Source organism: Pseudomonas sp. MBLB4123 (assembly GCF_051904775.1).
GTDB classification, from domain to species: domain Bacteria; phylum Pseudomonadota; class Gammaproteobacteria; order Pseudomonadales; family Pseudomonadaceae; genus Aquipseudomonas; species Aquipseudomonas benzenivorans_B.
On the sequence record NZ_CP196711.1, the window covers coordinates 253,553 to 277,429 of the forward strand.

Sequence of the window (23,877 nt, forward strand, 5' to 3'; positions counted from 1 at the left end):
GGAGGAGCGTCGCCATGTTCGAGCCGGGCCATCTGCACCGCGTCAACCCGGTCGCCACCGCCGACCAGCCCAAGTTCAGCATCGACCTGCACTACGAGGTACGCCAGGACCCGGTGGAGGGGCCGATGCTGCACATGCGCCTGCACGGCGAGGTGGCGGGCAAGGCCTTCGAGGAAGAATTCGAACTGCACCGCGACACGGCCTTCAATTTCGCCAGCGTGGCCAGCCGCATCGCCCGCAAACATGGCCTGCCGGCCGGCACCAGCCTGTTGCTGCGCGATCACCAGGAATACGACCACATGTTCGCCGACATCCGGGCCAAGCTCGGTAGTCATACCGGCGACCCGGTAGACCTCGACCATCTGGAAAAGGACGGGCTCTAGGCGCTGACCCAGCGCTGGCGCGCCCAGTTGCTCAAGGCGTCGACGCCCAGCACCAGAATCAGCATGGCCAGAATCACGCTCGCCGCCCGGGCTTCCTGAAACAGGCTGAGGTGGACATAGAGCATCTGGCCCAGGCCGCCGGCGCCGACGAAGCCCAGCACGCTGGCCATGCGGATGTTGTTTTCCCAGCGATACAGCGAATAGGCCACCAGTTGCGGCCAGAGGCTGGGCAGGGTGCCGTAGCAGAAGGCCACGAGCGACCCGCCGCCGCCCAGGCGAATGGCCTCGGCCGGTGCGTTCGGGGTGTTCTCCAGGGCCTCGGCGAACAACCGGCCGAGCACGCCGGCGGTGTGCAGGGCCAGGGCCAGGGTGCCGGCATTCGGCCCCAGGCCGGCTGCCAGCACTACCAGGGCCGCCCAGACCAGCTCCGGGACCGCGCGCAGGGCATTGAGCAGCAGGCGCGCAACGCTGTGCGCCAACCAGCCCAGGCGCCCGGCGGCCGGCAAGGCGAGCAGCAGGCCGAGCGCTACCGCCAGCAGGGTGCCGACGGCCGACATGGCCAGGGTCTCGATGGCGCCGCGGCCGATGGCCCGTAGGTGCTCGGCGGAGAAGTCGGGGTGAAGGAAGGCGCCGGCGTATCCGCCCATCTGGTTCAGGCTGTCGCCGGCAAACAGGCTCGAGAGATCGATGTTCAGGTAGAGGAACGAGGCCGGCACCGCCGCCGCCAAAGCCAGCAGCAGCGCGATATTGACCAGTCGCCGGGATGCCGAGCCTCTCACAGCAGCCTCCCGCGCAGCAGGCGACTGAGCTGGTCGGCCAGCAGCACCAGGACCAGGAAGCACAGCAGCATGCTCGCCACCTCGGCGCCGGCGAACATGCGCAGCGACAGGTCGATTTGCTGGCCCAGGCCGCCGGCCCCGACGAAGCCCATCACCACCGAGGCGCGGATCGCGCACTCCCAGCGATAGACCGTGTAGGACAGCATCTCCGCCGCCGCCGCGGGCAGTACGCCATAGGCGAAGGCGGCCAGGCGCGGGCTGCCGGCGACCAGCAGGGCGCGGCCGGGGCGCGGGTCGACCGACTCGAAGATCTCCGCGTAGACCTTGCCGAGCATGCCGCTGTAGGTGATGGCGATGGCCAGCACCCCGGCGGTGGGGCCCAGGCCGACGGCGCGCACGAACAGCAGCGCCCAGACGATCTCCGGCACGCTGCGCAGCAGGATCAGCGCCGCGCGCACCGGCCAGCGCAGGGCCTGCGCCCACCAGGCCGGGCGACCGCTACGGTGCAGCGCCGACAGCGACAGGGCGCGGCTGGCCAGCAGCGCGCCGGGCACCGCCAGCAGCAGGGCCAGGGCCATGCCGGCCGTGGCAATGGCCAGGGTTTCCAGGGTGGCGCGGCCGAGCAGACGGAGGAACTCGCCGTCATGGGCCGGTGGCCAGAAGTCGCCGAGGAAGCGGCCCATGTTCGCGGCATTATCGTCGTCGAACAGCACCCCCAGGTCCAGCTCGCTGATGCTCAAGCCGGGCCACAGCAGCGTCAGGGCGAGCAGGGCCAATGCCAGGTGCGGCAGGGCGGCCGGGTCGCGGGGACTCGGGTTCAGCATCGCGGAATCTGCACGCTCGGCTGCGGCGGCGTTGGCGAGGCGGGCGTGGCCTGCAGCTGTTCGTTGGCGTACAGGGCGTCCAGCTGGGCCGGCTGGATCGCCGCCGGCGGCAGGTCGAAGACGATCCGACCGTCGCGCAGGCCGATGATCCGCGGGAAGTGCGCCAGGGCCAGGTCCACCGCGTGCAGGCTGGCCAGCAGGGTCATGCCGCGACTGGCCGCCTCGTGGTTGAGTACGCTCAGGGTATGCCCGGCGAGCAGGGGGTCCATGGCCGACACCGGCTCGTCGGCGAGGATCAGTTCGGGTGCCTGGTACAGCACCCGGGCGATGCCGACGCGCTGCAGCTGGCCACCGGACAGCTGGTCGCAGCGTTCGAAGAGTTTGTCGCCCAGGTCGAGGCGCGCCAGGGCGGTCTGGGCGCCCTGGATGTCGACCGGGTGCAGCAGGCTGAGCAGGCTCCTGCCCAACGACCACTGGCCCAGCCGACCGGCCAGCACCGCGGTGACCACGCGCTGGCGCGGCGGCAGGGGAGGCGCCTGATGGATCAGGCCGATGCGCGCGCGCAGGCGTTGGCGCTGGCGGGCACCGAGCTGCCAGGGCTGCTGCTCGAGCAGGCTGAGCCGGCCGCCGCTGGGGCGCAGGCTGGTGGCGAGCAGGCGCAGCAGGCTGGTCTTGCCCGCCCCGGAGGGGCCGATGATGGCCAGGCGTTCACCGGCGCGGACCTGCAGGTCGATATGGCTGAGGGCGACCCGGCCGTTGGCGTGGGCCAGGCCCACGCCTTCGAGGCTCAGGCTCACTGCAACAGGCCGGCCGCGCGGGCTGCTTCCTCGATGCCTTGGTAGTTCTCCGCCTGGGTTTCGATGAAGCGGCTGGCCGCCTGCAGGTCGAGGATGGCCTTGTGCTCCGGGTTGGCCGGGTCGAGGGCGAGGAAGGCGGCCTTGAGCTTGTCGCGCAGGGCCGGGTCGAGGTTGCCGCGCACCGTCCAGTTGTAGTCGTAGTAGGGCGGGGTGGTGGCGATCACCCGGACCTTGTCGGTGTCGACCTTGCCGGCGGCGACCAGCTTGTCCCACACCGAGGCGTTGAGCACGCCGCCGTCGGCCTTGCCGGCCTGGACCCAGGCGGCGGTGGCGTCGTGGGCGCCGGAATAGGCGATGCGGCTGAAGAAGTCTTCCGGCTTGATGCCGTCCTTGAGCATGAAGTAACGCGGCATCAGGCTGCCGGAGGTGGAGGACACCGAGCCGAAGGCGAAGGTCTTGCCCTTGAGGTCCTGCAGCGAGTGCACGGCCGGGTCGGCGCTGATGATCTTGCTGGTGAACTTCTCGTCCTCGGCGCGCTGCACCAGGGGGATGGCGGCGTGCGCAGCGTCGCCGCTCTTCAGGCGCGCCTGGACGAAGGTGAAGCCGCCCAGCCAGGCCAGGTCGATGCGATCGGCGGCGAGGGCCTCGACCACCGCGGCGTAGTCGGTCACCGGGACGAACTCGACCGGCATGCCCAGCTGTTGCTCGAGGTAGGCACCCAGGGGTTGGAATTTGCGCAGCAGTTCGGTGGGGGCCTCGTCGGGGATGGCCGAGACCTTGAGGACCTCGGCGGCCTGGGCGCAGAGGGCGGAAACGGACAGGGCGAGGCCGGCGACCAGCGCCAGGGAGTGCTTGAGCTTCATGGGTTCTCCGGTTCAATAGCGGGGAAAGCGGGCGGATTATAGGGACAAGTGCGATTCTGCGCAGCTTCCAAGAACTGACTTCGCGGTTAACATGGAGCTTTCCCGGGACTTCCAAGGAGCTTCTGCATGACCGCCTCGCTGCCTGCCATCGCCTTCGCCGGCATCGGCCTGATGGGCTTGCCCATGACCCGCCGGCTGCTCGCCGCCGGCTACCCGCTGCGGGTGTGGAACCGCTCGCCGGACAAGTGCGCGCCGCTGCTGGAGCAGGGCGCACGCCTGGCGGCGAGCCCCGCCGAGCTGTGCGACGGTACCGAAGTGGTGCTGCTGTGCCTGGCCGATACCGCGGTGGTGCGCGAGGTGGTGTTCGGCCCCGGCGGCATAGTCGAGGGCGCCAGGCCGGGGCAGCTGCTGCTGGATCTGTCCAGCCTGGAGCCGGCGGCGACCCGCGAGATGGCGGCCGAGCTGGAGGCACGCACGGGCATGCGCTGGGTGGATGCGCCGGTCTCCGGCGGCACCGCGGGGGCCGAGGCCGGCAGTCTGGCGATCATGGCCGGCGGCCGCGAGGCGGATGTCGAGCGGGTGCGGCCGATTCTCGGCCACCTGGGGCAGCGCACCACGCGCATGGGCGAGGTGGGCGCCGGCCAGGTGACCAAGGCGTGCAACCAGATGCTGGTCGCCTGCAATGCCCTGGTGATCGCCGAGGCGGTGGCCCTGGCCGAGCGGGCCGGGGTCGATGCCGGCCTGATCGCCCAGGCCCTGGCCGGTGGCTTCGCCGATTCCAAGCCGCTGCAGATTCTCGCCCCGCAGATGGCCGCCAGCCAGTTCGAGCCGGTCAAGTGGCACGTGCGCACTCTGCTCAAGGATCTGGACACGGCGGTCAGGCTGAGCGGCGAGACCGGCTCGGCGGCGCCGCTCAGCGGCCTGGCCGCGCAGCTGATGCGCCTGCACGGCAGTCAGGGCAACCTGGAGCGCGACCCGGCGACCCTGGTCGAGCTGTATCGGGCGGGCCGGGCATGAAGATCGCCGCCAACCTGTCGCTGCTGTTCGCCGAACTGCCGCTGCGCGAGCGTATCGTCGCCGCCGGCGCGGCCGGTTTCGACGGCGTGGAGATCCAGTTTCCCTACGAGCTGCCGGCCATCGCCCTGAAGGAGGCGCTGGAGCGCGCCGGCCTGCCCCTGGTGCTGATCAACCTGCCGGCCGGCGACCTGATGGGCGGTGGCGTCGGCCTGGCCGCGGTACCGGCGCGCCAGGGCGAGTTCGCCGCGGCGCTGCAGCAGGCGCTGAGCTACGCGGCCATGACCCGGCCGAGCTGGGTCAACGTGCTGCCGGGGCGGTTGGCCGAAGGGGTCGGTCGAGAGCAGGCGCTCCAGACCCTGGTCGGCAATCTGCGGCGGGCCGCCGAGGCCTTCCAGCTGCTGGGCATCGGGGTGTTGGTGGAGGCGATCAATCCCCTGGACATGCCGGGTTTCCTGATCAACACGCCGCAGCAGCTGGACGAGCTGCTGGGGGCAGTCGATCACCCCAACTGCCTGGCCCAGTACGACCTTTACCACATGGCCCGCCAGGGCATCGACCCGGTCGCGGGGATCGAGCGGCTGGCCGGGCGCATCGGTCATGTGCAGTTCGCCGACTGCCCGGGGCGCGGCGCGCCGGGCAGCGGGCAGCTGGACTTCGCCCCGGCGCTGGCGGCCCTGCGGGCCACCGGCTATCGCGGCTGGCTGGGGGCGGAGTACCGGCCGGGGGAAGAGGGGACGCGGGCGGGGTTGGGCTGGTTGGCCGGGTGGCGTGCCAGTGCCTGAGTCCGCGGCGTCCTGCGCTACGGCAGGGGTTGTGCTATCGGCGGGGCATAGCATTCGATGCGGTTGCGGCCGCTCTGCTTGGCCAGGTAGAGCGCCTGGTCGGCGCATTGCACCCATTCACGCAGGTTCTGCCCTGATTGCCATTGGGCCACGCCGAAGCTTGCGGTGACGCCGATCTGCCCGGTCACCGGGGCGTCTGCCACCGGACTGCCGGCCACAGGGTTGCCTGCCACCAGGATGCGCAGTTTCTCCGCCATCACCACCGCGTGTTCGAGGTCGGCATGGGGCATGAGGATGATGAACTCCTCGCCGCCCCAGCGGCACAGGCAGTCCGAATCCCTCAGTTGCGCCTTGATCCTGTGGGCGACCTCGCGGAGCACCTGATCGCCGACCTCGTGGCCGTGCTGGTCGTTGATGGCCTTGAAACGATCGATGTCGAAGAAGATCAGGCACAGTGGCAGGGCGTAGCGTTCGGCGCGCTTGATCTCGTTCTGCGCGACTTCCTCGAGTCTCAGGCGCGTCCAGAGGCCGGTCAGGCGGTCGGTGCTGGCCAGGTGTTCCAGTTTCAGGTTGCTGTTGCGCAGCTCCTGTTCGGCCTGCCGCCTGGCCGCGATTTCCAGGCGCAGGCGTTTGGTCAGGTGGGCGAAGCGCAGGGCCACGGCGCCGAGCAGCAGCAGCGCCAGGGTGGCGCCGCCGACCACCTGGTAAAGCAGGCGGTGATCGGTTTGCGCCTGGCCCAGGTAGACGAAGCCGCCCAGGTTGCTGGTGTCCTTGGCCATGCCCAGTTCGACGTAGCTGTCGGCGATGGTTTGCCAGCGCCCGGGGTTCATATGCCCGAGCTGAACCAGCTCGGGCATGATCAGTTTCTTCAGTTCCTGTGCCTCGAAGCGCAGATGCTCCAGGGTCTTGCCGGGGGCATAACGGCGATGGATCAGCTGCACGCTTTCCTCGAGGTTGTCCAGGGCATACTGCCAGCCCCTGAGGCTGGCCCGGACGAAGGCCTCCACCTGTTCCGGGCGCTCGTCCAGCAGGGCTTCGCGCGTGGCCAGGACATCGTTGTAGAAATTGACGCCGTATTCGTGCGGATTGATCAGGCGATAGTCGATCTGCCGCTGCTGCAGCCAGAACGGCTCGTTGGAGGTGTAGCCGTTGTAGGCGTCGGTGCGACCGTCGACCAGGTCTTGGGGGTCGAAACTGGGAGGGCTGACTTGCAGGCGCTCGAGGTCGAGGCCTTCGCGCAGCAGGGTGAGGCGCAACTCGGCGCTTTCCGGCGGGTCGAGCAGCATCACCCGCTTGTCGGCCAGGTCCTGGGGGGCGTAGATGTCCGAGTCGGCGCGGACTATCCACACCACCGGCGAGCGCTGCATGATCGCCGCCAGCGCCACCACCGGCTGGCCCTGCATGCGTGCGATGACCAGGCCGCTATTGGCGATGGCGAAATCGACCTCGCCGGCGAGCAGGGCCTCTATGGGCTTGGCGGCCTGGGGGCCGCCCGGGAGGATGTCCACGTCCAGCCCCGCCTGGCGATAGAAACCCTTCTCCAGGGCCATGTAGTAGCCGGCGAACTGGAACTGATGCAGCCAGCGCAGTTGCAGGCGCACCTTGTCCGCCGCCAGGGCCTCGGCCGGCCACAGCAGTTGTGCGACGAACAGGCCCAACCCCATCCATAGCGAGCCACGGGCCGGATTGACAGGAGGGCAGGTAGGCTGGCTGACAAAGGGTACTGACATGAAGGCCCGTCGCCGAAGTGGCTCTTTGATATCTGTTATGAACATGGACAGCGAACGTCATCGCGTCAACAGGCAATCGATCAGCGACAGTTCGACAGTAGGGGGAGCGGTTCGCCGCTGGTCGGCTGCTGGTGCAGGAACTCCAGGAGCTGCAGCAGCGGCAGCGGTTGGCTGAGCAGGTAGCCTTGCAGGTAGTCGCAGCCGTGCTCGCGCAGGAACGCCAATTGCTGAGGGGTCTCGACGCCCTCGGCGACCACCTTGAGATGCAGGGTGTGGGCCATGCCGATGACGGCCTGGATGATCTCCATGTCCTGGCGCGAAGTGGGCACGTCCTGGATGAAGGATCGGTCGATCTTCAGCGTATCGAGGGGCAGACGCTTGAGGTAGGCCAGGGACGAGTAGCCGGTGCCGAAGTCGTCGATGGACAGGCTGACGCCCAGTTCGCGCATCTGCTGCAGCAGGTCGGCGGCCAGGTTGATGTTGCCCATCAGGGCGTTCTCGGTCACCTCCAGCTCCAGGCGCTGCGCGGCTACCCCGGAGCTGGCGAGGGCGTCACGCACTTCCTGCGGCAGGTTCGTGCGGCCCAGGTTGAGCGCCGAGCAGTTCACCGCGACCCGCAGTTGCGGATAGCCGGTCTCGGCCAGCAGGCACAGGTCGCGACAGGCGCGATGCAGTACCCAGGCGTCGAGCTCGGCGATAAAGCCATTGGCTTCGGCGATGCCGATGAAGCGCTCCGGCGAGAGCAGGCCGTGTTGCGGATGCTGCCAGCGGACCAGTGCCTCGAGCTTGCTCACCTGGCCGGAGTCGAGGTCGAGAATCGGTTGGTAATGGAGCAGCAGGCCACGGTCCTGTTGCAGGGCGTTGCGCAGTTCCTCCTCCAGCTGCAGTTCGAAGCTGGCCTTGGTCTTGAGCGGCGTGCTGAAGAACTGGGCGTTGTTGCGGCCGCTGCCCTTGGATTGGTACAGCGCCAGGTCGGCATGCTTGATCAGCTCCTCGCAGCTTTCCCCGTCCTTGGGGAACAGGCTGATGCCGATGCTGGACGTCATCACGATGCTGCGCCCATCGAGGACGATGGGCTCCTTGATGCGCAGCAGCAGGCGTTGCGCCAGGTGCCGGGCTTCTTCGTTGTCGATCAGGCTGGCGACTACGCAGAACTCGTCGCCGCCGAAGCGGGCAATCACGTCCTTGTCCCGCAGGACGCCGTTGATCCGCTCGGCCAGCACCCTGAGCATCTCGTCGCCGGCGGCGTGGCCGAGGCTGTCGTTGATGCGCTTGAAGTGATCGATGTCGAGAAACATGACCGCCAGCGGCGTGCCCTGTTGCCGGTGCGCCTGGATCTTCTCGCCGAGGGCCTCGTCCAGGCCCTGGCGATTGAGCAGCTCGGTCAGCGAGTCGAACTGGGCGACCTGCTGCAGCGAGGCGCGGGCCAGGTCGAGCTGGCTGATCAGGGTGCTGACCTGCAGTTGCTCGCGGACCTTGTGTTCCTGCGCCCTGTCCCCCCAGGCCGCCCAGAGGCCGATGCCCAGGCTGAGCAGGGTGACGCAGCCGACGATCAGCGCCAATTGCCCGCCGTCGGCTGCGCTCTGCGTGAGCAGGGCGCTGCCCATGGGGACCGTGAGGGTCAGCGCCGCCAATCCGGCGACGTGCGCCAGGGTGATGGCCAGGCCCAGCAGCAGCGCGACGGCGCCCTGGCGCTGCGCGTGGCGTTCGGCGCTGCGCAGCTCGAGCAGGAAGGCGGCGAAGCCGCAGGCGACGGGCAGGGCGATGGACAGCATCAGCAGCCAGGGTTGCCAGTAGCTGCTGGCGCCGGAGCGCATCGCACTCATGCCGCCGTAGCGCATGGCCACGATGGCCAGGCCGAAGCACAGCGCCACCTGTGCGCACAGTCGGGGGCTCCGTGGCTTGCGCACCAGCAGGTGCAGCGTCAGCAGGGCGGGCACGAAGCCGCACAGCAGCGCGGCCAGGGTCGTCGGCAGGTCGTGGCGAATGGCGACCTGGGTCTGGTAGGCCAGCATGACGATGAAGTACGCCGACCAGATGCCGCCGGCCAGGCTCAGGGCCCCCATCCAGCACCAGAGGTTACGGGTGCCGGGGCGCTGGCAGCGGCGGGCCCGTTCGGCCATCTCCAGGCCGGAATAGGCGGCGGCGCAGGCGATCACGCAGGCCAGCAGGATAAGCCAGGGGGAGTAGGAGGGCTCGAGGAGCAACTGCCCGCTTGATGGCAGCGCGGAGGTGAAGCGAAGGTATAGCCAATCCATAGCCGGCACTCTCCCTTGTCCAATCGACGAGGTGATCGCGATATGCCGTCAGTATAGTGAGGGAGTCTGTCCGACGAGCGGTAATGGCGTCGTGGTGGTGAGTTTTTGGCAATGACCCTTATTGCCATTTGCTCCAAGCGCGGCCCGCGACCCCTGTCGGTCTCGGTTAAGCACAAGGCCCGCGTATGCGGGCCTTGTGGTCTGTAGCCGTTGCCGTGCTTATCCGGCCACCAGTACGCGGATCGCCTCCAGGCGCAGGGCGGCCTTGTCGAGCATGGCCAGGCCCTGCTCGCGTTGCTGGCGCAGGGCCTGCAGCTCGCTGTCGCGCACGCTCGGATTGACCGCCTGCAGGGCGGTCAGTCGGGCCAGTTCCTCGTCGACCTCGGCGGCCAGGCGACGCTTGGCTTCGGCGACCCGCTCGGCGTGACGCGGGGCGATCTTGTCATCGCCGCCGTTGATCAGCGGGGTTAAGGCATCGCGCTGGGCCTGGACGAACTTGTTGGCGCTGGCCCGCGGCACGCTTTCCAGTTGGTCGTTGAGGGTCTCGAAGGCGACCTTGCCGGCCAGGTCGTTGCCGTTGGCGTCGAGCAGGCAGCGCAGTGCCGCCGGCGGCAGGTAGCGGCCCAGCTGCAGGTTGCGCGGCGCCACTACTTCGCTGACGTAGAGCAACTCCAGCAGCACGGTGCCGGGCTTGAGCGCCTTGTTCTTGATCAGCGCCACCCCGGTGTTGCCCATGGAACCGGAACGCACCAGGTCCATGCCGCCCTGCACCATGGGGTGTTCCCAGGTGAGGAACTGCATGTCCTCGCGCGCCAGCGCCTGGTTGCGGTCGTAGGTGATGGTCACCCCCTCGTCGCTGCCCAGGGGGAAGCTGGCGTCCAGCATCTTCTCGCTGGGGCGCAGGATCAGGGCGTTCTCCGAGTGGTCCTCGCTGTCGATGCCGAAGGCGTCGAACAGCGCTTCCATATAGATCGGCAGGGCGAACTGGTCGTCCTGCTCGTGGATCGCCTCGACCAGGGCCTCGCCCTCGCCGGCACCGCCGGAGTTGAGCTCCAGCAGACGGTCGCGGCCGGCGTGCAGCTCGCCCTCCAGGCGCTCGCGCTCGGCGCGGGCCTCGTCCACCAGCTGTTGCCACTGGCCGTCGTCGCCGCCTTCGAGCAGCGGCAGCAGGCGCGTGCCGAACTGGTGCTGCAGGGCGTTGCCGGTGGGGCAGGTGGCGAGGAAGGCGTTGAGCCCCTGGTGGTACCACTGGAACAGGCGTTCCTGGGGGCTGTTCTCCAGGTAGGGCACGTGCAGCTGGATGCGGTGCTTCTGGCCGATGCGGTCGAGGCGGCCGATGCGCTGCTCGAGCAGGTCCGGGTGGGCCGGCAGGTCGAACAGCACCAGGTGGTGGGCGAACTGGAAGTTGCGGCCTTCGCTGCCGATTTCCGAGCAGATCAGCACCTGGGCGCCGAATTCCTCGTCGGCGAAATAGGCCGCGGCGCGGTCGCGCTCGAGGATGCTCATGCCCTCGTGGAACACCGTGGCGGGGATGCCCTTGCGCACGCGCAGGGCGTCCTCCAGGTCCATGGCGGTCTCGGCGTGGGCGCAGATCACCAGGACCTTGAACTTCTTGAGCATCTTCAGGGTGTCGATCAGCCACTCGACCCGCGGGTCGAAGCGCCACCAGCGCTGCTCGTCGTCGAGCTCGCTCTGGGCCTGGTAGCTGACCTCCGGGTAGAGGTCCGGATGCTCGCCGATCGGCAGCTCCATGTACTCGTCCGGACTGGGCAGCGGGTAGGGGTGCAGTTCGCGCTCCGGGAAGCCCTGCACCGCGGCGCGGGTGTTGCGGAACAGCAGGCGGCCGGTGCCATGGCGGTCGAGCAGCTCGCGCACCAGCCGCGCGGCGGCGTCCTGGTCGCCGGCATTGACCGCGGCCAGCAGGCCTTCGCCCTCCTGGCCGAGGAAATCGTGGATGGTGCGGTGGGCGCGGGTCGACAGCTGCCCCTGGTCCAGCAGCTCCTGTACCGCTTCGGCGACCGGGCGGTAGTGGGCGCTCTCGGCGCGGAAGGCCTCGAGGTCATGGAAGCGGTGCGGGTCGAGCAGGCGCAGGCGGGCGAAGTGGCTGTCCTGGCCGAGCTGCTCCGGGGTGGCGGTGAGCAGCAGTACGCCGGGGATGACGCCGGCCAGTTGTTCGACCAGGACGTATTCCGCGCTGGCCTTCTCCGGATGCCAGACCAGATGGTGGGCCTCGTCGACCACCAGCAGGTCCCAGCCGGCGGCGAACAGGGCATCCTGGGCGCGTTCGTCCTCGCGCAGCCATTCCAGGGCCACCAGGGCCAGCTGGGCGTCCTCGAAGGGGTTGCTGGCGTCGCTCTCGATGAAACGCTCGGCGTCGAACAGCGCCACCTCGAGGTTGAAGCGCCGGCGCATCTCCACCAGCCACTGGTGCTGGAGGTTCTCCGGTACCAGGATCAGCACCCGGCTGGCGCGGCCGGTGAGCAGCTGGCGATGGATCACCAGGCCGGCCTCGATGGTCTTGCCCAGGCCCACCTCGTCGGCCAGCAGCACCCGCGGGGCGATGCGATCGGCCACTTCGCGGGCGATGTGCAGCTGGTGGGCGATGGGTTGCGCGCGGGCGCCGCCCAGGCCCCAGAGCGGCGACTGCAGCTGCTTGCTGGTGAACTCCAGGGTGCGGTAGCGCAGGGCGAACCAGGGCAGCGGATCGATCTGCCCGGCGAACAGGCGGTCGCTGGCCAGGCGGAACTGGATGAAGTTCGACAGCTGGGTTTCCGGCAGGCTGATGCTCTCGTGCGAGCCGTTGAGGCCGTGGTAGACCAGCAGGCCGTCGATGTCCTCGACCTCCTGCACGGTCAGCTTCCAGCCCTCGAAATGGGTGATCTCGTCGCCCGGGGCGAAGCGCACGCGGGTCAGCGGGGCATTGCGCGCAGCATACTGGCGGGTCTCGCCGGTGGCCGGGTAGAGCACGGTGAGCATGCGGCCGTCCTGCATGAGGATGGTGCCCAAGCCCAATTCCGCTTCGCTGTCACTGATCCAGCGTTGCCCCGGTTCGTATTGCGCCATGCCTGTCTCCCGCGTGAAAAAGCCGGCTATGGTAACGGAACGTCGGGCCCAGGCCAAAGGCGCAATGCGGTGTCCCGGGCACTTAACGCGGTTACCCGAGTCGAAAGTGTAGTTAGGCTGCTCTCAAGTCGGCGTTGCGGCGGCCGACAGCCTGACCAAAGGAGGGCGTCATAACGTGCTACCCCCCATCCCCCACAGCCTGGCGCCGGTCACGGTGCAGCAGGACGCGATCAAGCCCAGGCCCGAGGTGCCGCCGGTGACTCCGGCGCAGGAGAGCGCCAAGGAGAGCGCCCTGAGCCTGGACAAGCGCCACCCGCAGGAGGCCGAGGAGCTGCTGCGCGAGGAGCAGCGCCGGCGTCAGCGCCGCGGCTATACCCCCGAGCAGCTGGCCGAGGGGGAGCTGGACGAGCCCGCCGACGAGTCCGGCGAAGAGCTGCCGCGCCAGGGCCTATGGGTGGATGTGCAAGTCTGAACGGCGGACAATCGAGTCGAACCCCGCTGCGTCGAGTTATCCGTGGACCTATTCCCCGACAGCCTCCCGCAACTGCCCGATGCCCGGCTGGACTACCGGGCCGGTTGGCTCGAGCCGGCCGCGGCCGACCGCTGGCTGAGCCAGTTGCTGGCCGAGACGCCCTGGCAGCAACCCCGGGTACGCCTGTACGGCCGCGAGTGGCCGGTGCCGCGGCTGGTGGCCTGGTACGGCGACGAGGAGGCCGCCTACCGCTACTCCGGCCTGACCCATCGACCGTTGCCCTGGACACCGCTGCTGGCGCAGATCCGCCAACGCCTGGAGGCCGCGGTGGGGCAGCGGCTCAATGGCGCGTTGCTCAACTACTACCGCGACGGCAGCGACGCCATGGGCTGGCACAGCGACGACGAGGTCGAGCTGGGCGCCGATCCGCTGATCGCCTCGCTCAACCTGGGCGGCACCCGGCGCTTCGACCTGCGCCGCAAGGGGCGGAGCCGTATCGAGCACTCGCTGCTGCTCGAGCATGGTTCGCTGCTGGTCATGGCCGGCCCGACGCAGCATTATTGGCAACATCAAGTGGCGAAGACGCGCCGCCCCTGTGCGCCGCGCCTGAACCTGACCTTTCGCTTAATCCGGTCGACCCCATGAGCAATGACGAAAAACTGATCGATTTCGGCGCCGAGCGCGACAAACGCATCCACGACCTCAACGACAAGCGGCTCAACGAGATGCGCCAGAAGTTCGAGCAGGTGCTGCCCCTGACCAAAGGCAAGAAGAAGAGCAAGGGCAAGTCGAAGAAGCGTTGAGTCGCCCCGCCAGCGCCGGATTCCATTGATCCGGGTCAGTATCTCGCCGCGCCCGCCGGCTTCCTGCGCCTGGCCTTGATCTGGGTCAATAAGTGCGCCGCCGCCCCTGCTACCTTGCAGCCATCCCCGCCAAGGTCAACGCAGGAGGCCAGCATGTTCATCGATGTGGTAGTTCTCGCCGGAGTCGGCACCGTCGGCCTGATGCTGGCCTTCTTCGCGGGCGTCGGATATTTCATCTGGAAGGATTCGCACAAGCGCAAGCAAGGCTAGCGTTTGGGCTCTACAGGCACGCAAGGCAATTCGGGCGACCATCAGTCGCCCTTTTTTTGTGCCTGAAAAAGTCCCTGCATGGGCCAGGCGCTAATCCAGGCGCTTGTTCACCCGCAGCACCGCCACGCTCAGCATCAGCAGGGTGAACAGCAGCAGCGCCAGCATCTCCGTCCACAACTCCAGGAGCCCGGCGCTGCGCAGCATGATGCCGCGGGCCAGGCGCAGGAAGTGGGTCAGCGGCAGCAGCTCGGCGAACCACTGTGCCGCCCTGGGCATGCCGGCGAAGGGGAACATGAAGCCCGACAGCAGGATCTGCGGCAGGAAGGTGAAGAAGGCCATCTGCATGGCCTGGAACTGGGTGCGCGCCAGGGTCGAGAGAAACACCCCGAGGGCCAGGCTGGCGACGATGAACAGCAGCGCCGCGCCATACAGCTCCAGCAGCGCGCCACGCACCGGCACCGCGAACAGCAGGCCGCCGACCAGCAGGATCACCGTCACCTGGATCAGGCCGATGCCGACGAAGGGCAGCACCTTGCCCAGGGTCAGTTCCCAGGGCGACAACGGCGTGGCGATCAGCATCTCCAGGTTGCCGCGCTCGCGCTCGCGCACCAGGGCGATGGCGGTGAACATCACCAGGGTCATGGTCAGGATCACCCCGATCAGGCCCGGCACGGTGTTCAGCGCGGCGCGGCGCTCGGGGTTGTAGAGGTTGACCAGCTCCACCGCCGGGCGGTTGTCCCAGCCCGGTGGCGCGTACATCGCCAGCTGCCGGGCCGAGGCCTGCACGCTCTGGTCCGAGCCGTCCACCACCAGTTGCAGCGGCGGTCGGTCCTGGCGCTGCAGGCGCGCCTCGAAATCCGCCGGCAGCACCAGGGCGGCGCTGATCCGCCCCTGGCGCAGCAGCGCGTCCAGCTGCTGCGGGCTGTTCAGCCGGTAGCGCAGGTCGAGCACCTGGCTGGCGCCGATTTCCGCCACCACTTCCCGCGCGCGGGCGCTGCCCGCCTGGTCCAGCACGGCGGCGTCGATGCCGCGCACGTCCATGTTGATGGCGTAGCCGAACAGCACCAGCTGCAGCAGCGGGATGCCGACGATCATGGCGAAGGTCAGGCGGTCGCGACGCAGCTGGCGCAGCTCCTTGCTGACGATCGCGTTCAGGCGGCGCAGGTTCATGGCCGGGCCTGCAGGGGCTGGCGGGTGACGGTGACGAACACGTCCTCCAGGTTGCCCGGAGAGTCCTGCAGCTGGGCCTCGATCCGGGCGGCGCGCAGGCGCCGGGCGATGGCGGCGCGGGCATCGGCGCTGGCCACCAGCACCCGCAGGGCGGCGCCGATCTGCGCCATGGCCAGCACCTCCTGGCAGCCCTGCAGGGCGCGCTGGGCCTGGCGCGGCTGGGCGCACTGGATCAGCAGCGGGTGGCCGGGCAGGGCCTCGAGCAGCTGGCGCGGGCTGCCATCGGCGACCAGGCGACCGGCGTCGAGAATCCCCAGGCGGGTGCAGCGCTCGGCCTCGTCCATGTAGTGGGTGGACACCAGCAAGGTGGTGCCGGCCTCGGCCAGCTCGAACAGCGACTCCCAGAACTCGCGGCGCGACTGCGGGTCGACGGCGCTGGTGGGCTCGTCCAGCAACAGCAGGTCGGGCTTGTGCAGCACGGCGCCGGCCAGGGCCAGGCGCTGTTTCTGCCCGCCGCTCAGGGTGCCGGCCAGCTGCCGGCGGCGGTCGGTCAGCCAGTAGCGCTCGAGCAGCTCCTCGATGCGCGCGCCGGCCGCGGCTCTGCTCAGGCCGTGCACCGAGGCGAGGAACTGCAGGTTCTCCAGCACGCTGAGGTCCTCGTACAGCGAGAACTTCTGGGTCATGTAGCCGATGCGTCGCTTCAGCGCCTCGGCATCGCGGGGCATGCGGCAACCGAGCACCTCGATCTCCCCGGCGCTGGGCAGCAGCAGGCCGCAGAGCATGCGGATGGTGGTGGACTTGCCCGAGCCGTTGGGGCCGAGGAAACCGAACACCTCGGCGCGGCGCACCTGCAGGTCGAGGCCGTCGACCGCCAGCAGGTCGCCGAAGCGCTTGCTCAGGCCGCGGCAGCGGATCACCGGCTCGGCGCTAGTCATGGCGGCGCTCGGCACGCAGGGGCAGGCCGGCCGGCAGGCGGCGGGCGGCGGCGCCCTGCAGGCGCAGTTCGGCGCGGTACATCAGGCGGCTGGCATCGTCGCCGCCGAGGGCGAAGTAGGGGGTGAAGCTGGCCTCGCTGCGGATGCTGCTGACGGTGGCGGCGAAGGCCTGCTCGACGCCTTCGACCCGCACCCGCATGGCGTCCCCCGGGGCGATGGCCGCACGTTGGCTGGCGGGCACGTAGACCCGCGCGTAGGGCTGTTCGCCGACCAGCAAGCTGACCAGCTCGGCGCCGCGCGGCGGCTGGTCGCCGGGCTTGAAGGGCAGGGCGTCGACCCGCCCGGCACTGGGCGCACGCAGGCTCAGGCGCTCGCGGTCGAGGCGCAGCCGGGCGAGTCGGGCGCGGGCCGCCTGCAGAACGGCGCTGGCCTGTTCCAGCTGCTCGGGGCGGGTGCCGTTGCTCAGCTCGCGCAGCCGGGCCTCGGCGTTACGGCTGGCGGCGCGGGCCTGGTCGCGGTCGGCGCGGGCAGCGTCCAGTTCGGCGAGGGCGACCAGGCCGCGTCGGTGCAGGGTGGCGATGCGCTGGAAGCCGCGCTCGGCCTCGAACTGCGTGGCGCGCTCGCGCGCCAGGGTCGCCTGGGCCGCCTCCAGGGTCTCCACCCGCGTGCCATTGCTCAGCTCGCGCAGTCGCGCTTCGGCCAGGGTCACCTCGGCACGGGCCTGGTCGATGTCGGCGTCCTGGCGCCGCGGGTCGAGTTCGAGCAGCAACTGGCCGGCCTCGACCCGCTCGCCCTCGACGACGTGCCAGCGCAGGATGGGTTCCGAGGCCTCGGCGGGCAGGCCGATGCGGTCCCATTCCAGGGTGCCGAGCAGGGGCGTATCCCCTGGGGGCTCGCAGCCGGCGAGGCCGACAAGCAGCAACAGGCAAGGCAGTATCCGGCGCATCTCAGACCTCCATGCCCCGTTCGAGCAGGGCCAGGGTGTGGGCGACCAGCGTCTCGTCGCCGATCTGCGGGTTGGCGAAGATGCCCCGCCACAGCGGCGCGGCGGCGTAGGGCAGCATGGTCAGGCCGATCAGCGAGACCACCAGCAGGCGTGGGTCCAGGTCCGGGTTGAGGGCGCCGCGGGCCTGGGCGGCGGCGAAACGCTGGGCCAGCAGCAGGGGGATCAGCGGGGCGATGCGGCCGATCAGCAGGGCGCGCAGCTGGCCGCCTTCACAGAGGATCTCGCGCACCCACAGCGGTGGAATCCAGGGGTGCTCGACCACTATCGCGCTCAGGCCGCGGACGAAGCGTTCGACCAGCTCGCGGGGTTCGTCGCCGGCCTGTTGCAGCTCCTCGGCGACTCCACGGATGAGCGGCAGGAAGCGCTCCTCGACCATGGCCTCGACCAGGCGCTGCTTGGTGCCGAAGTAGTAGTTGATCAGCGCGGGGGTGACCCCGGCCTGCGCGGCGATGCCGCGCAGGCTGCTGGCCTCGATGCCGGCGTGGGCGAAGGCCTGTACCGCGGCGTCGAGCAGGCGTTCGCGCTGCAGGGCCGAGTCGCCGCTGGGGCGGCCGGGTGGGCGGGGACGGGGCATGGCGGGCTCCGGGTTGTCGCGATAATTAATTATTAGATTAATTAATTATCGGCGCAAGCGCGAAGCGCTCGCCGAGCGGCGCTCGTGCGCTCGGGCAATCGGGGCATGGGAGGCGGCGACCGGCCGGGGCCGGTCGCCGCCCGTGCGGCTCAGCGGGTGCCGAGGAAGTCGCGCTTGCCGACGGCGACGCCGTTGTGGCGCAGGATGGCGTAGGCGGTGGTGTAGTGGAAATAGAAGTTGGGCAGCACATGGTCGAGGAGGAAGGCCTGGCCCTGGAACCGGGTTTCCTTGTCGCGGCGCTTGAGGGTCACGGTGCGCGCCTCGCTGCCGTCGAGTTGCTCGGGGCTCACGGCCTGGATGAACGCCAGGGTCTTGTCGATGCGTGCCTGCAGTTCGGCGAAGCTGGTCTCGTCGTCGGCATGGCTGGGGGCCTCGACCCCGGCCAGCAGGGCGACGCCGGCCTTGGCGCCGTCGCAGGCGATTTGCACCTGGCGTACCAGGGGGAACATGTCGGGTGCCAGGCGTGCGTTGAGCAGCACGCTCGGCTCGATCTTGCGCGCCTCGGCGTCGGTGGCGGCGAGGCCGAGGATGGTCGACAGGTTGTTCAGCTGGCGGACGAAGACCGGAATGGAGGCGTGGTACATGGACAGGGACATGGGGGTTCTCCAGGGAGAGAGGGGCGGTTCGGGAAGGGTAAAGCGCCGGTTTGACGCGCCGGCGGCGCGGCCCGGTGCGCTCGATCGGCGTCCGGGCCGCGGTGCTCAGCCGATGCTGATCGGCGGCAGTTCGGTCAGTTGCACGGTCTGCTGCTTGCGCGGGGCGAGGATCTCGGCCTCGCCGTCGACCACCAGCTCGTCGTTCTGGTTGAACACCCGGGTGGCGATGCGCACGCGGAACTTCGGCAGCTTCTCGAGGATTTCCAGGCGCACGGTGAGGGTATCGCCGAGCTTCACCGGGGCGGTGAAACGCATCTGCTGGCCCAGGTAGATGGTGCCGGGGCCGGGCAGTTCGCAGGCCACCGCGGCGCTGATCAGGGCGCCGCTGAACATGCCGTGGGCGATGCGTTCCTTGAACATGGTGGCGGCGGCGTACTCGGCATCCAGGTGCACCGGGTTGCGGTCGCCGGACATCGCCGCGAACAGCTGGATGTCACGCTCCTCGACGGTCTTGCTGTAGCTGGCGGTCTGGCCGACTTCGAGGGCTTCGTAGGGAGTGTTGCTGGTCTGGCTCATAGGGGCTCCTTGGCGGTCCGGGGGCGTTGGCGGCTGCGGGCCAGGGCCTCGTCCAGCCAGCCGATCAGGTAGGCGGTCACCTCGTCGCGATTGCTCTCGTTGAGCAGCTCGTGGCGGGCGTCCGGGTAGATTTTCAGGTGCACCTGCTCGAGGCCGGCCCGGCGCAGGGCGTCGGCCAGGTGCTGCAGGCGCTTGCCGGCGCTGACCGGGTCGCGGGCACCGCCGATCACCAGCAGCGGCAGCTGGCCGTCGATCTGGGTCAGCTGCCGCGGCGGGGTGATCTGTTGCAGGCCGGCGAGCAGGTCGAGCCACAGTTGGTTGGTGCAGAGGAAGCCGCACAGCGGGTCGTCGATATAGCGGTCGACCTCCTGCGGGTCGCGGCTGAGCCAGTCGAAAGGGGTGCGGTTGGGCTTGAAGGCCTGGTTGAACGAGCCGAAGGACAGCAGGTCGATCAGCTTGCTGTGGCCGTGGGGGCCCTGGCGCCAGCGTTCGAGGCGGGCGACCAGGCGGGCCGCGCGGTAGAGCCAGACCGGTTGGTAATTGGAGCCGGAGAGGATCGCCCCGTGCAGGCTGCTGCTGTGGCGCATCAGGTAGGCCTGGCCGATGTAGCTGCCCATGCTGTGGCCGAGCAGGAAGATCGGTGCGTGGGGGTGGTGCTGGCGGATATGGTGGTTGAGGCAGGCCAGGTCGCCGACCGCCAGGTTCCAGCCGTCCTCGTCGGCATAGTGGCCGAGCCGTCCGTGGCGGGCGGTCTGGCCGTGGCCGCGCTGGTCGTGGGCGAACAGCTCGTAGCCGGCGGCGGCCAGCGCAGCGCCCAGGCGGGCGTAGCGGCCGCTGTGCTCGGCCATGCCGTGGGCCAGCATGACCACTGCCTTGGCCGGCTGTGCGCAGAACCAGCGGTTCACGTACAGCGGGGTCGCATCGCTGCTGTTGAGCCAGAATGCTTCGTGGTGCATGGCGAGTCCTTGAGCCGGCGGGAGTCGGGCATTGTAGAGGCAGGGGGCGGGCTTTCCCAGTCGATCCGCGGATGGAAGATTCACGCGGTCAATGACGCCCGTGCAAGTGTTTGCGCCCCGAACCATAGCTGCTAACGTCGGCTGAGTGCCTGGCACGCCGTGGCCGGCCTCCGGCCATGGCCCGCTCGGCGGGGAATCCATCTGGGGAAGGGGAATAACAACAATGCAGCCTGATTTCTGGAGCGACAAGCGCCCTGCCGGCGTGCCCAACGGCATCGACCTGGACGCCTACAAGTCGGTGGTGGAGGTGTTCGAGCGCTCGTGCAAGAAATTCGCCGACCGTCCGGCTTTCAGCAATCTGGGCGTGACCCTGAGCTACGCCGAGCTGGATCGGTTGTCCGCCGCCTTCGCCGGTTACCTGCAGAAGCACACCGACCTGCAGCCGGGCGAGCGCATCGCCGTGCAGATGCCCAACGTCCTGCAGTACCCGATCGCCGTGTTCGGCGCCATGCGTGCCGGGCTGATCGTGGTCAATACCAATCCGCTGTACACCGCCCGGGAGATGCGCCACCAGTTCAAGGACGCCGGCGTGCGCGCCCTGGTCTACCTCAACATGTTCGGCAAGCTGGTGCAGGAGGTACTGCCCGACACCCAGATCGACTACCTGATCGAGGCGAAGATGGGCGATCTGCTGTCGGGCCCCAAGGGCTGGCTGGTCAACACAATGGTGAAGCGGGTCAAGAAGCTGGTGCCCGACTACCAGCTGCCCCAGGCGGTGCCGTTCAAGCAGGCGCTCAAGCAGGGTCACGGCTACGAGCTCAAGCCGGTCAAGGTCGGCCATGACGACATCGCCGTGCTGCAGTACACCGGCGGCACCACCGGGGTGGCCAAGGGCGCCATGCTGACCCACGGCAATCTGGTGGCCAACATGCTGCAGATCGATGCCTGCCTGTCCCAGCTGGATGAAGACGGCACGCCGCTGATGAAACAGGCCCAGGAGATCATGATCGCGCCGCTGCCGCTCTACCACATCTATGCCTTCACCGCGAACTGCATGTGCATGATGGTCAACGGCAACCACAATGTGCTGATCACCAATCCGCGGGACATCTCCGGCTTTATCAAGGAGCTGGGCAAGTGGAAATTCTCCGCGCTGCTGGGACTCAACACCCTGTTCGTCGCGTTGATGGACCACCCCGAGTTCAAGAACCTCGACTTCTCCCGCCTCAAGGTCACCAACTCCGGTGGCACCGCCCTGGTCAAGGCCACCGCCGAGCGCTGGCAGGCCATCACCGGCTGTCCGGTGGTGGAGGGGTACGGCCTCACCGAGACCTCGCCGGTGGCCAGCACCAATGCCTACGGCAAGCTGGCACGCCTGGGCTCGGTGGGCGTGCCGCTGCCGGGGACGGCGTTCAAGGTGATCGACGATGCGGGCAACGAGCTGGGGCTGGGCGAGCGCGGCGAGCTGTGCATCCAGGGGCCGCAGGTGATGAAGGGCTACTGGCAGCGGCCGGAGGCCACCGCCGAGGTGCTCGACGCCGAGGGCTGGTTCAAGACCGGCGACATCGCGGTGATCGACCCGGACGGCCATGTGCGCATCGTCGACCGCAAGAAGGACATGATCATCGTCTCCGGCTTCAACGTGTACCCCAACGAGATCGAGGATGTGGTCATGGCCCACCCCAAGGTGGCCAACTGCGCCGCCATCGGCGTGCCGGACGAGAAGTCCGGCGAGGTGGTCAAGCTGTTCGTGGTGCCGCGAGATGGCGGCCTCAGCGTCGAGGAGCTCGAGGCCTACTGCAAGGAGAACTTCACCGGCTACAAGGTGCCCAAGCACATCGTCTTCAAGGAGACCTTGCCGATGACCCCGGTCGGCAAGATCCTCCGTCGCGAGCTGCGCGACATCGCCTGACTCCCTGCCGGGGGCGCTGTCGCCCCCATCCGGCGCGCCCGTGTCACGGGGCTGCGCGTTCGTCCGTCTATCTTCAATTGCCGTTCCGGGCGGCCGGTCCGTCCGTTTGCTCGGGTGATCGAGCGGCTGCCGGGCTGTCCGACAATCGGGCCGGAATATGACCGTATTTGCCTGTACGGTTTCACTGGTGACCGTTTAGCCCTTGTTTAGTGCTAGGCGGCCTCCGGCAAAGCTGCTACTCTCGGCCCGCTTTTGGCCGCTCGGACAGGGTCTAAAGTAGGCAAACACACACAACAAACCACCGTCCTCGCGCGGTGAAGATCAGCTGTTGCTTAGGAGTGGGCTTCCATGACCGATAACTTCTGGAAGGACAAGTATCCCGTTGGGATTGCTGCCGAGATCGATCCGGATCAGTACCCGAATATTCAGGCGGTACTGAAACAGTCCTGCCAACGCTTCGCCGACAAGCCCGCCTTCAGCAATCTCGGCAAGACCCTCAGCTACGGCGAGCTGTACCAGCTATCGGGTGCCTTCGCCGCCTACCTGCAGCAGCACACCGACCTCAAGCCGGGCGATCGCATCGCCGTGCAGCTGCCCAACCTGCTGCAGTATCCGGTGGTGGTGTTCGGCGCCATGCGCGCCGGCCTGGTGGTGGTCAACACCAACCCGCTGTACACCGCCCGGGAGATGGAACACCAGTTCAACGACTCCGGCGCCAAGGCGCTGGTGTGCCTGGCCAACATGGCCCACCTGGCCGAGCAGGTGGTGCCCAAGACCGGGGTGAAGACGGTCATCGTCACCGAGGTCGGCGACATGCTGGCACCGCTCAAGCGCCTGCTGGTCAATAGCGTGGTCAAGTACGTGAAGAAGATGGTGCCGGCCTACAAGCTGCCGCACGCCGTCAAGCTCACCGACGCCCTGGCCCAGGGCCGCGGCCGACCGGTCGCGGAGGCCAGTCCGGGCAGTGGCGAGCTCGCCGTGCTGCAGTACACCGGCGGCACCACGGGCGTGGCCAAGGGCGCGATGCTGACCCACCGCAACCTGGTGGCCAACATGCTGCAGGCCCGCGCCATGATGGCCGCGAACCTGGACGAGGGCCGCGAGATCATCGTCGCGCCGCTGCCGCTGTATCACATCTACGCCTTCACCTTCCATTGCATGGCGATGATGCTGATCGGCAATCACAACGTGCTGATCACCAACCCGCGGGACCTGCCGGCCATGGTCAAGGACCTGTCCAAGTACCGCTTCAGCGGCTTCGTCGGTCTCAACACCCTGTTCGTCGCCCTGTGCAACAACGAAGAGTTCCAGAAGCTGGATTTCTCCTCGCTGAAGATCACCCTGTCCGGCGGCATGGCCTTGCAACTGGCCACCGCCGAGCGCTGGACCCAGGTCACCGGCAGCCCGGTGTGCGAGGGCTTCGGCATGACCGAGACCAGCCCGGTGGCCTCGGTCAATCCGATCGCCAACATCCAGATGGGCACCATCGGCATTCCGGTGCCCTCGACCCTGTGCAAGGTCATCGACGAGGCCGGCAACGAGCTGCCGCTGGGCTCGGTGGGCGAGCTGTGCGTCAAGGGCCCGCAGGTGATGAAGGGCTACTGGCAGCGCCAGGAGGCCACCGACGAGATCCTCGATGCCGAGGGCTGGCTGAAGACCGGCGACATCGCGCTGATCCAGGAAGACGGCTATATGCGCATCGTCGACCGCAAGAAGGACATGATTCTGGTGTCCGGTTTCAACGTCTACCCCAACGAGCTGGAGGATGTGCTGGCGACCCTGCCGGGCGTGCTGCAGTGCGCGGCCATCGGCGTGCCGGACGAGAAGTCCGGCGAGGCGATCAAGCTGTTCGTGGTGGCCAAGCCCGGCGTGACCCTGACCAAGGAGCAGGTCATGGAGCACATGCGCGCCAACGTCACCGGCTACAAGGTGCCCAAGGCCGTGGAGTTCCGCGACGTGCTGCCGACCACCAACGTCGGCAAGATCCTGCGCCGCGAGCTGCGCGACGAGGAGCTGCAGAAGCTGAAGAAGGCCAGCTGACTCGCCATGTC

At 68.6% G+C, this 23,877-nt stretch carries 23 protein-coding genes; 9 read left to right on the top strand and 14 right to left on the bottom strand.

Features of this window, described 5'->3' with window-relative positions; genetic code table 11:
* Nucleotides 1–14: 14 nt before the first annotated feature.
* Nucleotides 15–383: a DUF5064 family protein gene (locus ACSX1C_RS01220; RefSeq protein WP_439887888.1), complete on the top strand. Its 369-nt coding sequence runs from the start codon at nucleotides 15–17 to the stop codon at nucleotides 381–383.
* Here the strand turns inward: ACSX1C_RS01220 and phnE are convergent.
* Genes phnE through ACSX1C_RS01240 form a run of 4 tightly spaced genes read right to left on the bottom strand, consistent with a single transcriptional unit; the run spans nucleotide 380 to nucleotide 3,646 of the window.
* The gene (phnE, locus tag ACSX1C_RS01225; RefSeq protein ID WP_439889462.1) at nucleotides 380–1,138 is read right to left on the bottom strand and encodes a phosphonate ABC transporter, permease protein PhnE; all 759 of its coding nucleotides are present in this window, start codon (nucleotides 1,136–1,138) and stop codon (nucleotides 380–382) included. The genes ACSX1C_RS01220 and phnE overlap by 4 nt on opposite strands.
* 20 nt (nucleotides 1,139–1,158) lie before the next feature.
* On the bottom strand, nucleotides 1,159–1,986 hold the full coding sequence (locus ACSX1C_RS01230; protein ID WP_439887889.1) for a PhnE/PtxC family ABC transporter permease: 828 nt from the start codon (nucleotides 1,984–1,986) through the stop codon (nucleotides 1,159–1,161).
* Nucleotides 1,980–2,783: a phosphonate ABC transporter ATP-binding protein gene (locus ACSX1C_RS01235; protein ID WP_439887890.1), complete on the bottom strand. Its 804-nt coding sequence runs from the start codon at nucleotides 2,781–2,783 to the stop codon at nucleotides 1,980–1,982. The genes ACSX1C_RS01230 and ACSX1C_RS01235 overlap by 7 nt, the downstream gene beginning before the upstream one ends.
* Entirely contained in the window at nucleotides 2,780–3,646 is an 867-nt protein-coding gene (locus ACSX1C_RS01240; RefSeq protein ID WP_439887891.1) for a putative selenate ABC transporter substrate-binding protein, read from the bottom strand. Before ACSX1C_RS01240 ends, ACSX1C_RS01235 begins: the two co-directional genes overlap by 4 nt.
* 126 nt (nucleotides 3,647–3,772) lie before the next feature.
* Between ACSX1C_RS01240 and ACSX1C_RS01245 the strand changes: the two genes are divergently transcribed.
* Together ACSX1C_RS01245 and ACSX1C_RS01250 are read left to right on the top strand one after the other, a co-directional pair.
* The gene (locus tag ACSX1C_RS01245) at nucleotides 3,773–4,663 is read left to right on the top strand and encodes an NAD(P)-dependent oxidoreductase (RefSeq protein ID WP_439887892.1); all 891 of its coding nucleotides are present in this window, start codon (nucleotides 3,773–3,775) and stop codon (nucleotides 4,661–4,663) included.
* Nucleotides 4,660–5,445 carry a hydroxypyruvate isomerase family protein gene (locus ACSX1C_RS01250; protein ID WP_439887893.1) on the top strand — a complete coding sequence of 262 codons (786 nt, stop codon included), beginning with the start codon at nucleotides 4,660–4,662 and terminating at the stop codon, nucleotides 5,443–5,445. Before ACSX1C_RS01245 ends, ACSX1C_RS01250 begins: the two co-directional genes overlap by 4 nt.
* Nucleotides 5,446–5,462: 17 nt before the next feature.
* Here ACSX1C_RS01250 and ACSX1C_RS01255 read toward each other — a convergent pair whose 3' ends face one another.
* The 3 genes from ACSX1C_RS01255 to rapA form a co-directional block, all read right to left on the bottom strand.
* Entirely contained in the window at nucleotides 5,463–7,175 is a 1,713-nt protein-coding gene (locus ACSX1C_RS01255; RefSeq protein ID WP_439887894.1) for a diguanylate cyclase, read from the bottom strand.
* Between the two features lie 80 nt (nucleotides 7,176–7,255).
* Nucleotides 7,256–9,433, bottom strand: coding sequence for a putative bifunctional diguanylate cyclase/phosphodiesterase (locus ACSX1C_RS01260; protein ID WP_439887895.1), 2,178 nt, complete (start codon nucleotides 9,431–9,433; stop codon nucleotides 7,256–7,258).
* 219 nt (nucleotides 9,434–9,652) lie between these two features.
* Entirely contained in the window at nucleotides 9,653–12,496 is a 2,844-nt protein-coding gene (gene rapA, locus ACSX1C_RS01265) for an RNA polymerase-associated protein RapA (protein WP_439887896.1), read from the bottom strand.
* Between the two features lie 175 nt (nucleotides 12,497–12,671).
* Between rapA and ACSX1C_RS01270 the strand changes: the two genes are divergently transcribed.
* The 4 genes from ACSX1C_RS01270 (at nucleotide 12,672) to ccoM (ending at nucleotide 14,041) form a co-directional block, all read left to right on the top strand.
* The gene (locus ACSX1C_RS01270) at nucleotides 12,672–12,968 is read left to right on the top strand and encodes an aspartate-semialdehyde dehydrogenase (protein ID WP_318642809.1); all 297 of its coding nucleotides are present in this window, start codon (nucleotides 12,672–12,674) and stop codon (nucleotides 12,966–12,968) included.
* A 42-nt stretch (nucleotides 12,969–13,010) separates the two neighbouring features.
* Entirely contained in the window at nucleotides 13,011–13,613 is a 603-nt protein-coding gene (locus ACSX1C_RS01275; RefSeq protein ID WP_439887897.1) for an alpha-ketoglutarate-dependent dioxygenase AlkB family protein, read from the top strand.
* Nucleotides 13,610–13,771 carry a hypothetical protein gene (locus ACSX1C_RS01280; RefSeq protein WP_439887898.1) on the top strand — a complete coding sequence of 54 codons (162 nt, stop codon included), beginning with the start codon at nucleotides 13,610–13,612 and terminating at the stop codon, nucleotides 13,769–13,771. Before ACSX1C_RS01275 ends, ACSX1C_RS01280 begins: the two co-directional genes overlap by 4 nt.
* Before the next feature lie 153 nt (nucleotides 13,772–13,924).
* Nucleotides 13,925–14,041: a cytochrome c oxidase subunit CcoM gene (gene ccoM / locus ACSX1C_RS01285; protein ID WP_318642805.1), complete on the top strand. Its 117-nt coding sequence runs from the start codon at nucleotides 13,925–13,927 to the stop codon at nucleotides 14,039–14,041.
* Between the two features lie 90 nt (nucleotides 14,042–14,131).
* Here ccoM and ACSX1C_RS01290 read toward each other — a convergent pair whose 3' ends face one another.
* From ACSX1C_RS01290 to ACSX1C_RS01320, 7 genes are all read right to left on the bottom strand, one after another.
* Nucleotides 14,132–15,211 (bottom strand): ABC transporter permease, encoded by a 1,080-nt coding sequence (locus ACSX1C_RS01290; protein ID WP_439887899.1) that lies wholly within the window; start codon nucleotides 15,209–15,211, stop codon nucleotides 14,132–14,134.
* On the bottom strand, nucleotides 15,208–16,146 hold the full coding sequence (locus ACSX1C_RS01295; protein WP_439887900.1) for an ABC transporter ATP-binding protein: 939 nt from the start codon (nucleotides 16,144–16,146) through the stop codon (nucleotides 15,208–15,210). Before ACSX1C_RS01295 ends, ACSX1C_RS01290 begins: the two co-directional genes overlap by 4 nt.
* A complete protein-coding gene (locus ACSX1C_RS01300) occupies nucleotides 16,139–17,092 on the bottom strand; it encodes an HlyD family secretion protein (RefSeq protein WP_439887901.1) in 954 nt (317 codons plus the stop codon). Before ACSX1C_RS01300 ends, ACSX1C_RS01295 begins: the two co-directional genes overlap by 8 nt.
* 1 nt (nucleotide 17,093) lies before the next feature.
* Nucleotides 17,094–17,726: a TetR/AcrR family transcriptional regulator gene (locus ACSX1C_RS01305; RefSeq protein WP_439887902.1), complete on the bottom strand. Its 633-nt coding sequence runs from the start codon at nucleotides 17,724–17,726 to the stop codon at nucleotides 17,094–17,096.
* A 149-nt stretch (nucleotides 17,727–17,875) separates the two neighbouring features.
* Nucleotides 17,876–18,382 (bottom strand): DUF1993 domain-containing protein, encoded by a 507-nt coding sequence (locus tag ACSX1C_RS01310; RefSeq protein ID WP_439887903.1) that lies wholly within the window; start codon nucleotides 18,380–18,382, stop codon nucleotides 17,876–17,878.
* Nucleotides 18,383–18,487: 105 nt separating this feature from the next.
* On the bottom strand, nucleotides 18,488–18,958 hold the full coding sequence (locus tag ACSX1C_RS01315) for a MaoC family dehydratase (protein WP_369958953.1): 471 nt from the start codon (nucleotides 18,956–18,958) through the stop codon (nucleotides 18,488–18,490).
* Nucleotides 18,955–19,914 carry an alpha/beta hydrolase gene (locus ACSX1C_RS01320; protein WP_439887904.1) on the bottom strand — a complete coding sequence of 320 codons (960 nt, stop codon included), beginning with the start codon at nucleotides 19,912–19,914 and terminating at the stop codon, nucleotides 18,955–18,957. The genes ACSX1C_RS01315 and ACSX1C_RS01320 overlap by 4 nt, the downstream gene beginning before the upstream one ends.
* A gap of 223 nt (nucleotides 19,915–20,137) precedes the next feature.
* Here ACSX1C_RS01320 and fadD2 point away from each other — a divergent pair, with 223 nt between their 5' ends.
* Complete coding sequence (gene fadD2, locus ACSX1C_RS01325) at nucleotides 20,138–21,826, top strand: long-chain-fatty-acid--CoA ligase FadD2 (protein WP_439887905.1); 1,689 nt, start codon at nucleotides 20,138–20,140, stop codon at nucleotides 21,824–21,826.
* Between the two features lie 348 nt (nucleotides 21,827–22,174).
* Nucleotides 22,175–23,866 (top strand): long-chain-fatty-acid--CoA ligase FadD1, encoded by a 1,692-nt coding sequence (gene fadD1 / locus ACSX1C_RS01330; RefSeq protein ID WP_439887906.1) that lies wholly within the window; start codon nucleotides 22,175–22,177, stop codon nucleotides 23,864–23,866.
* Nucleotides 23,867–23,877 lie beyond the last annotated feature (11 nt).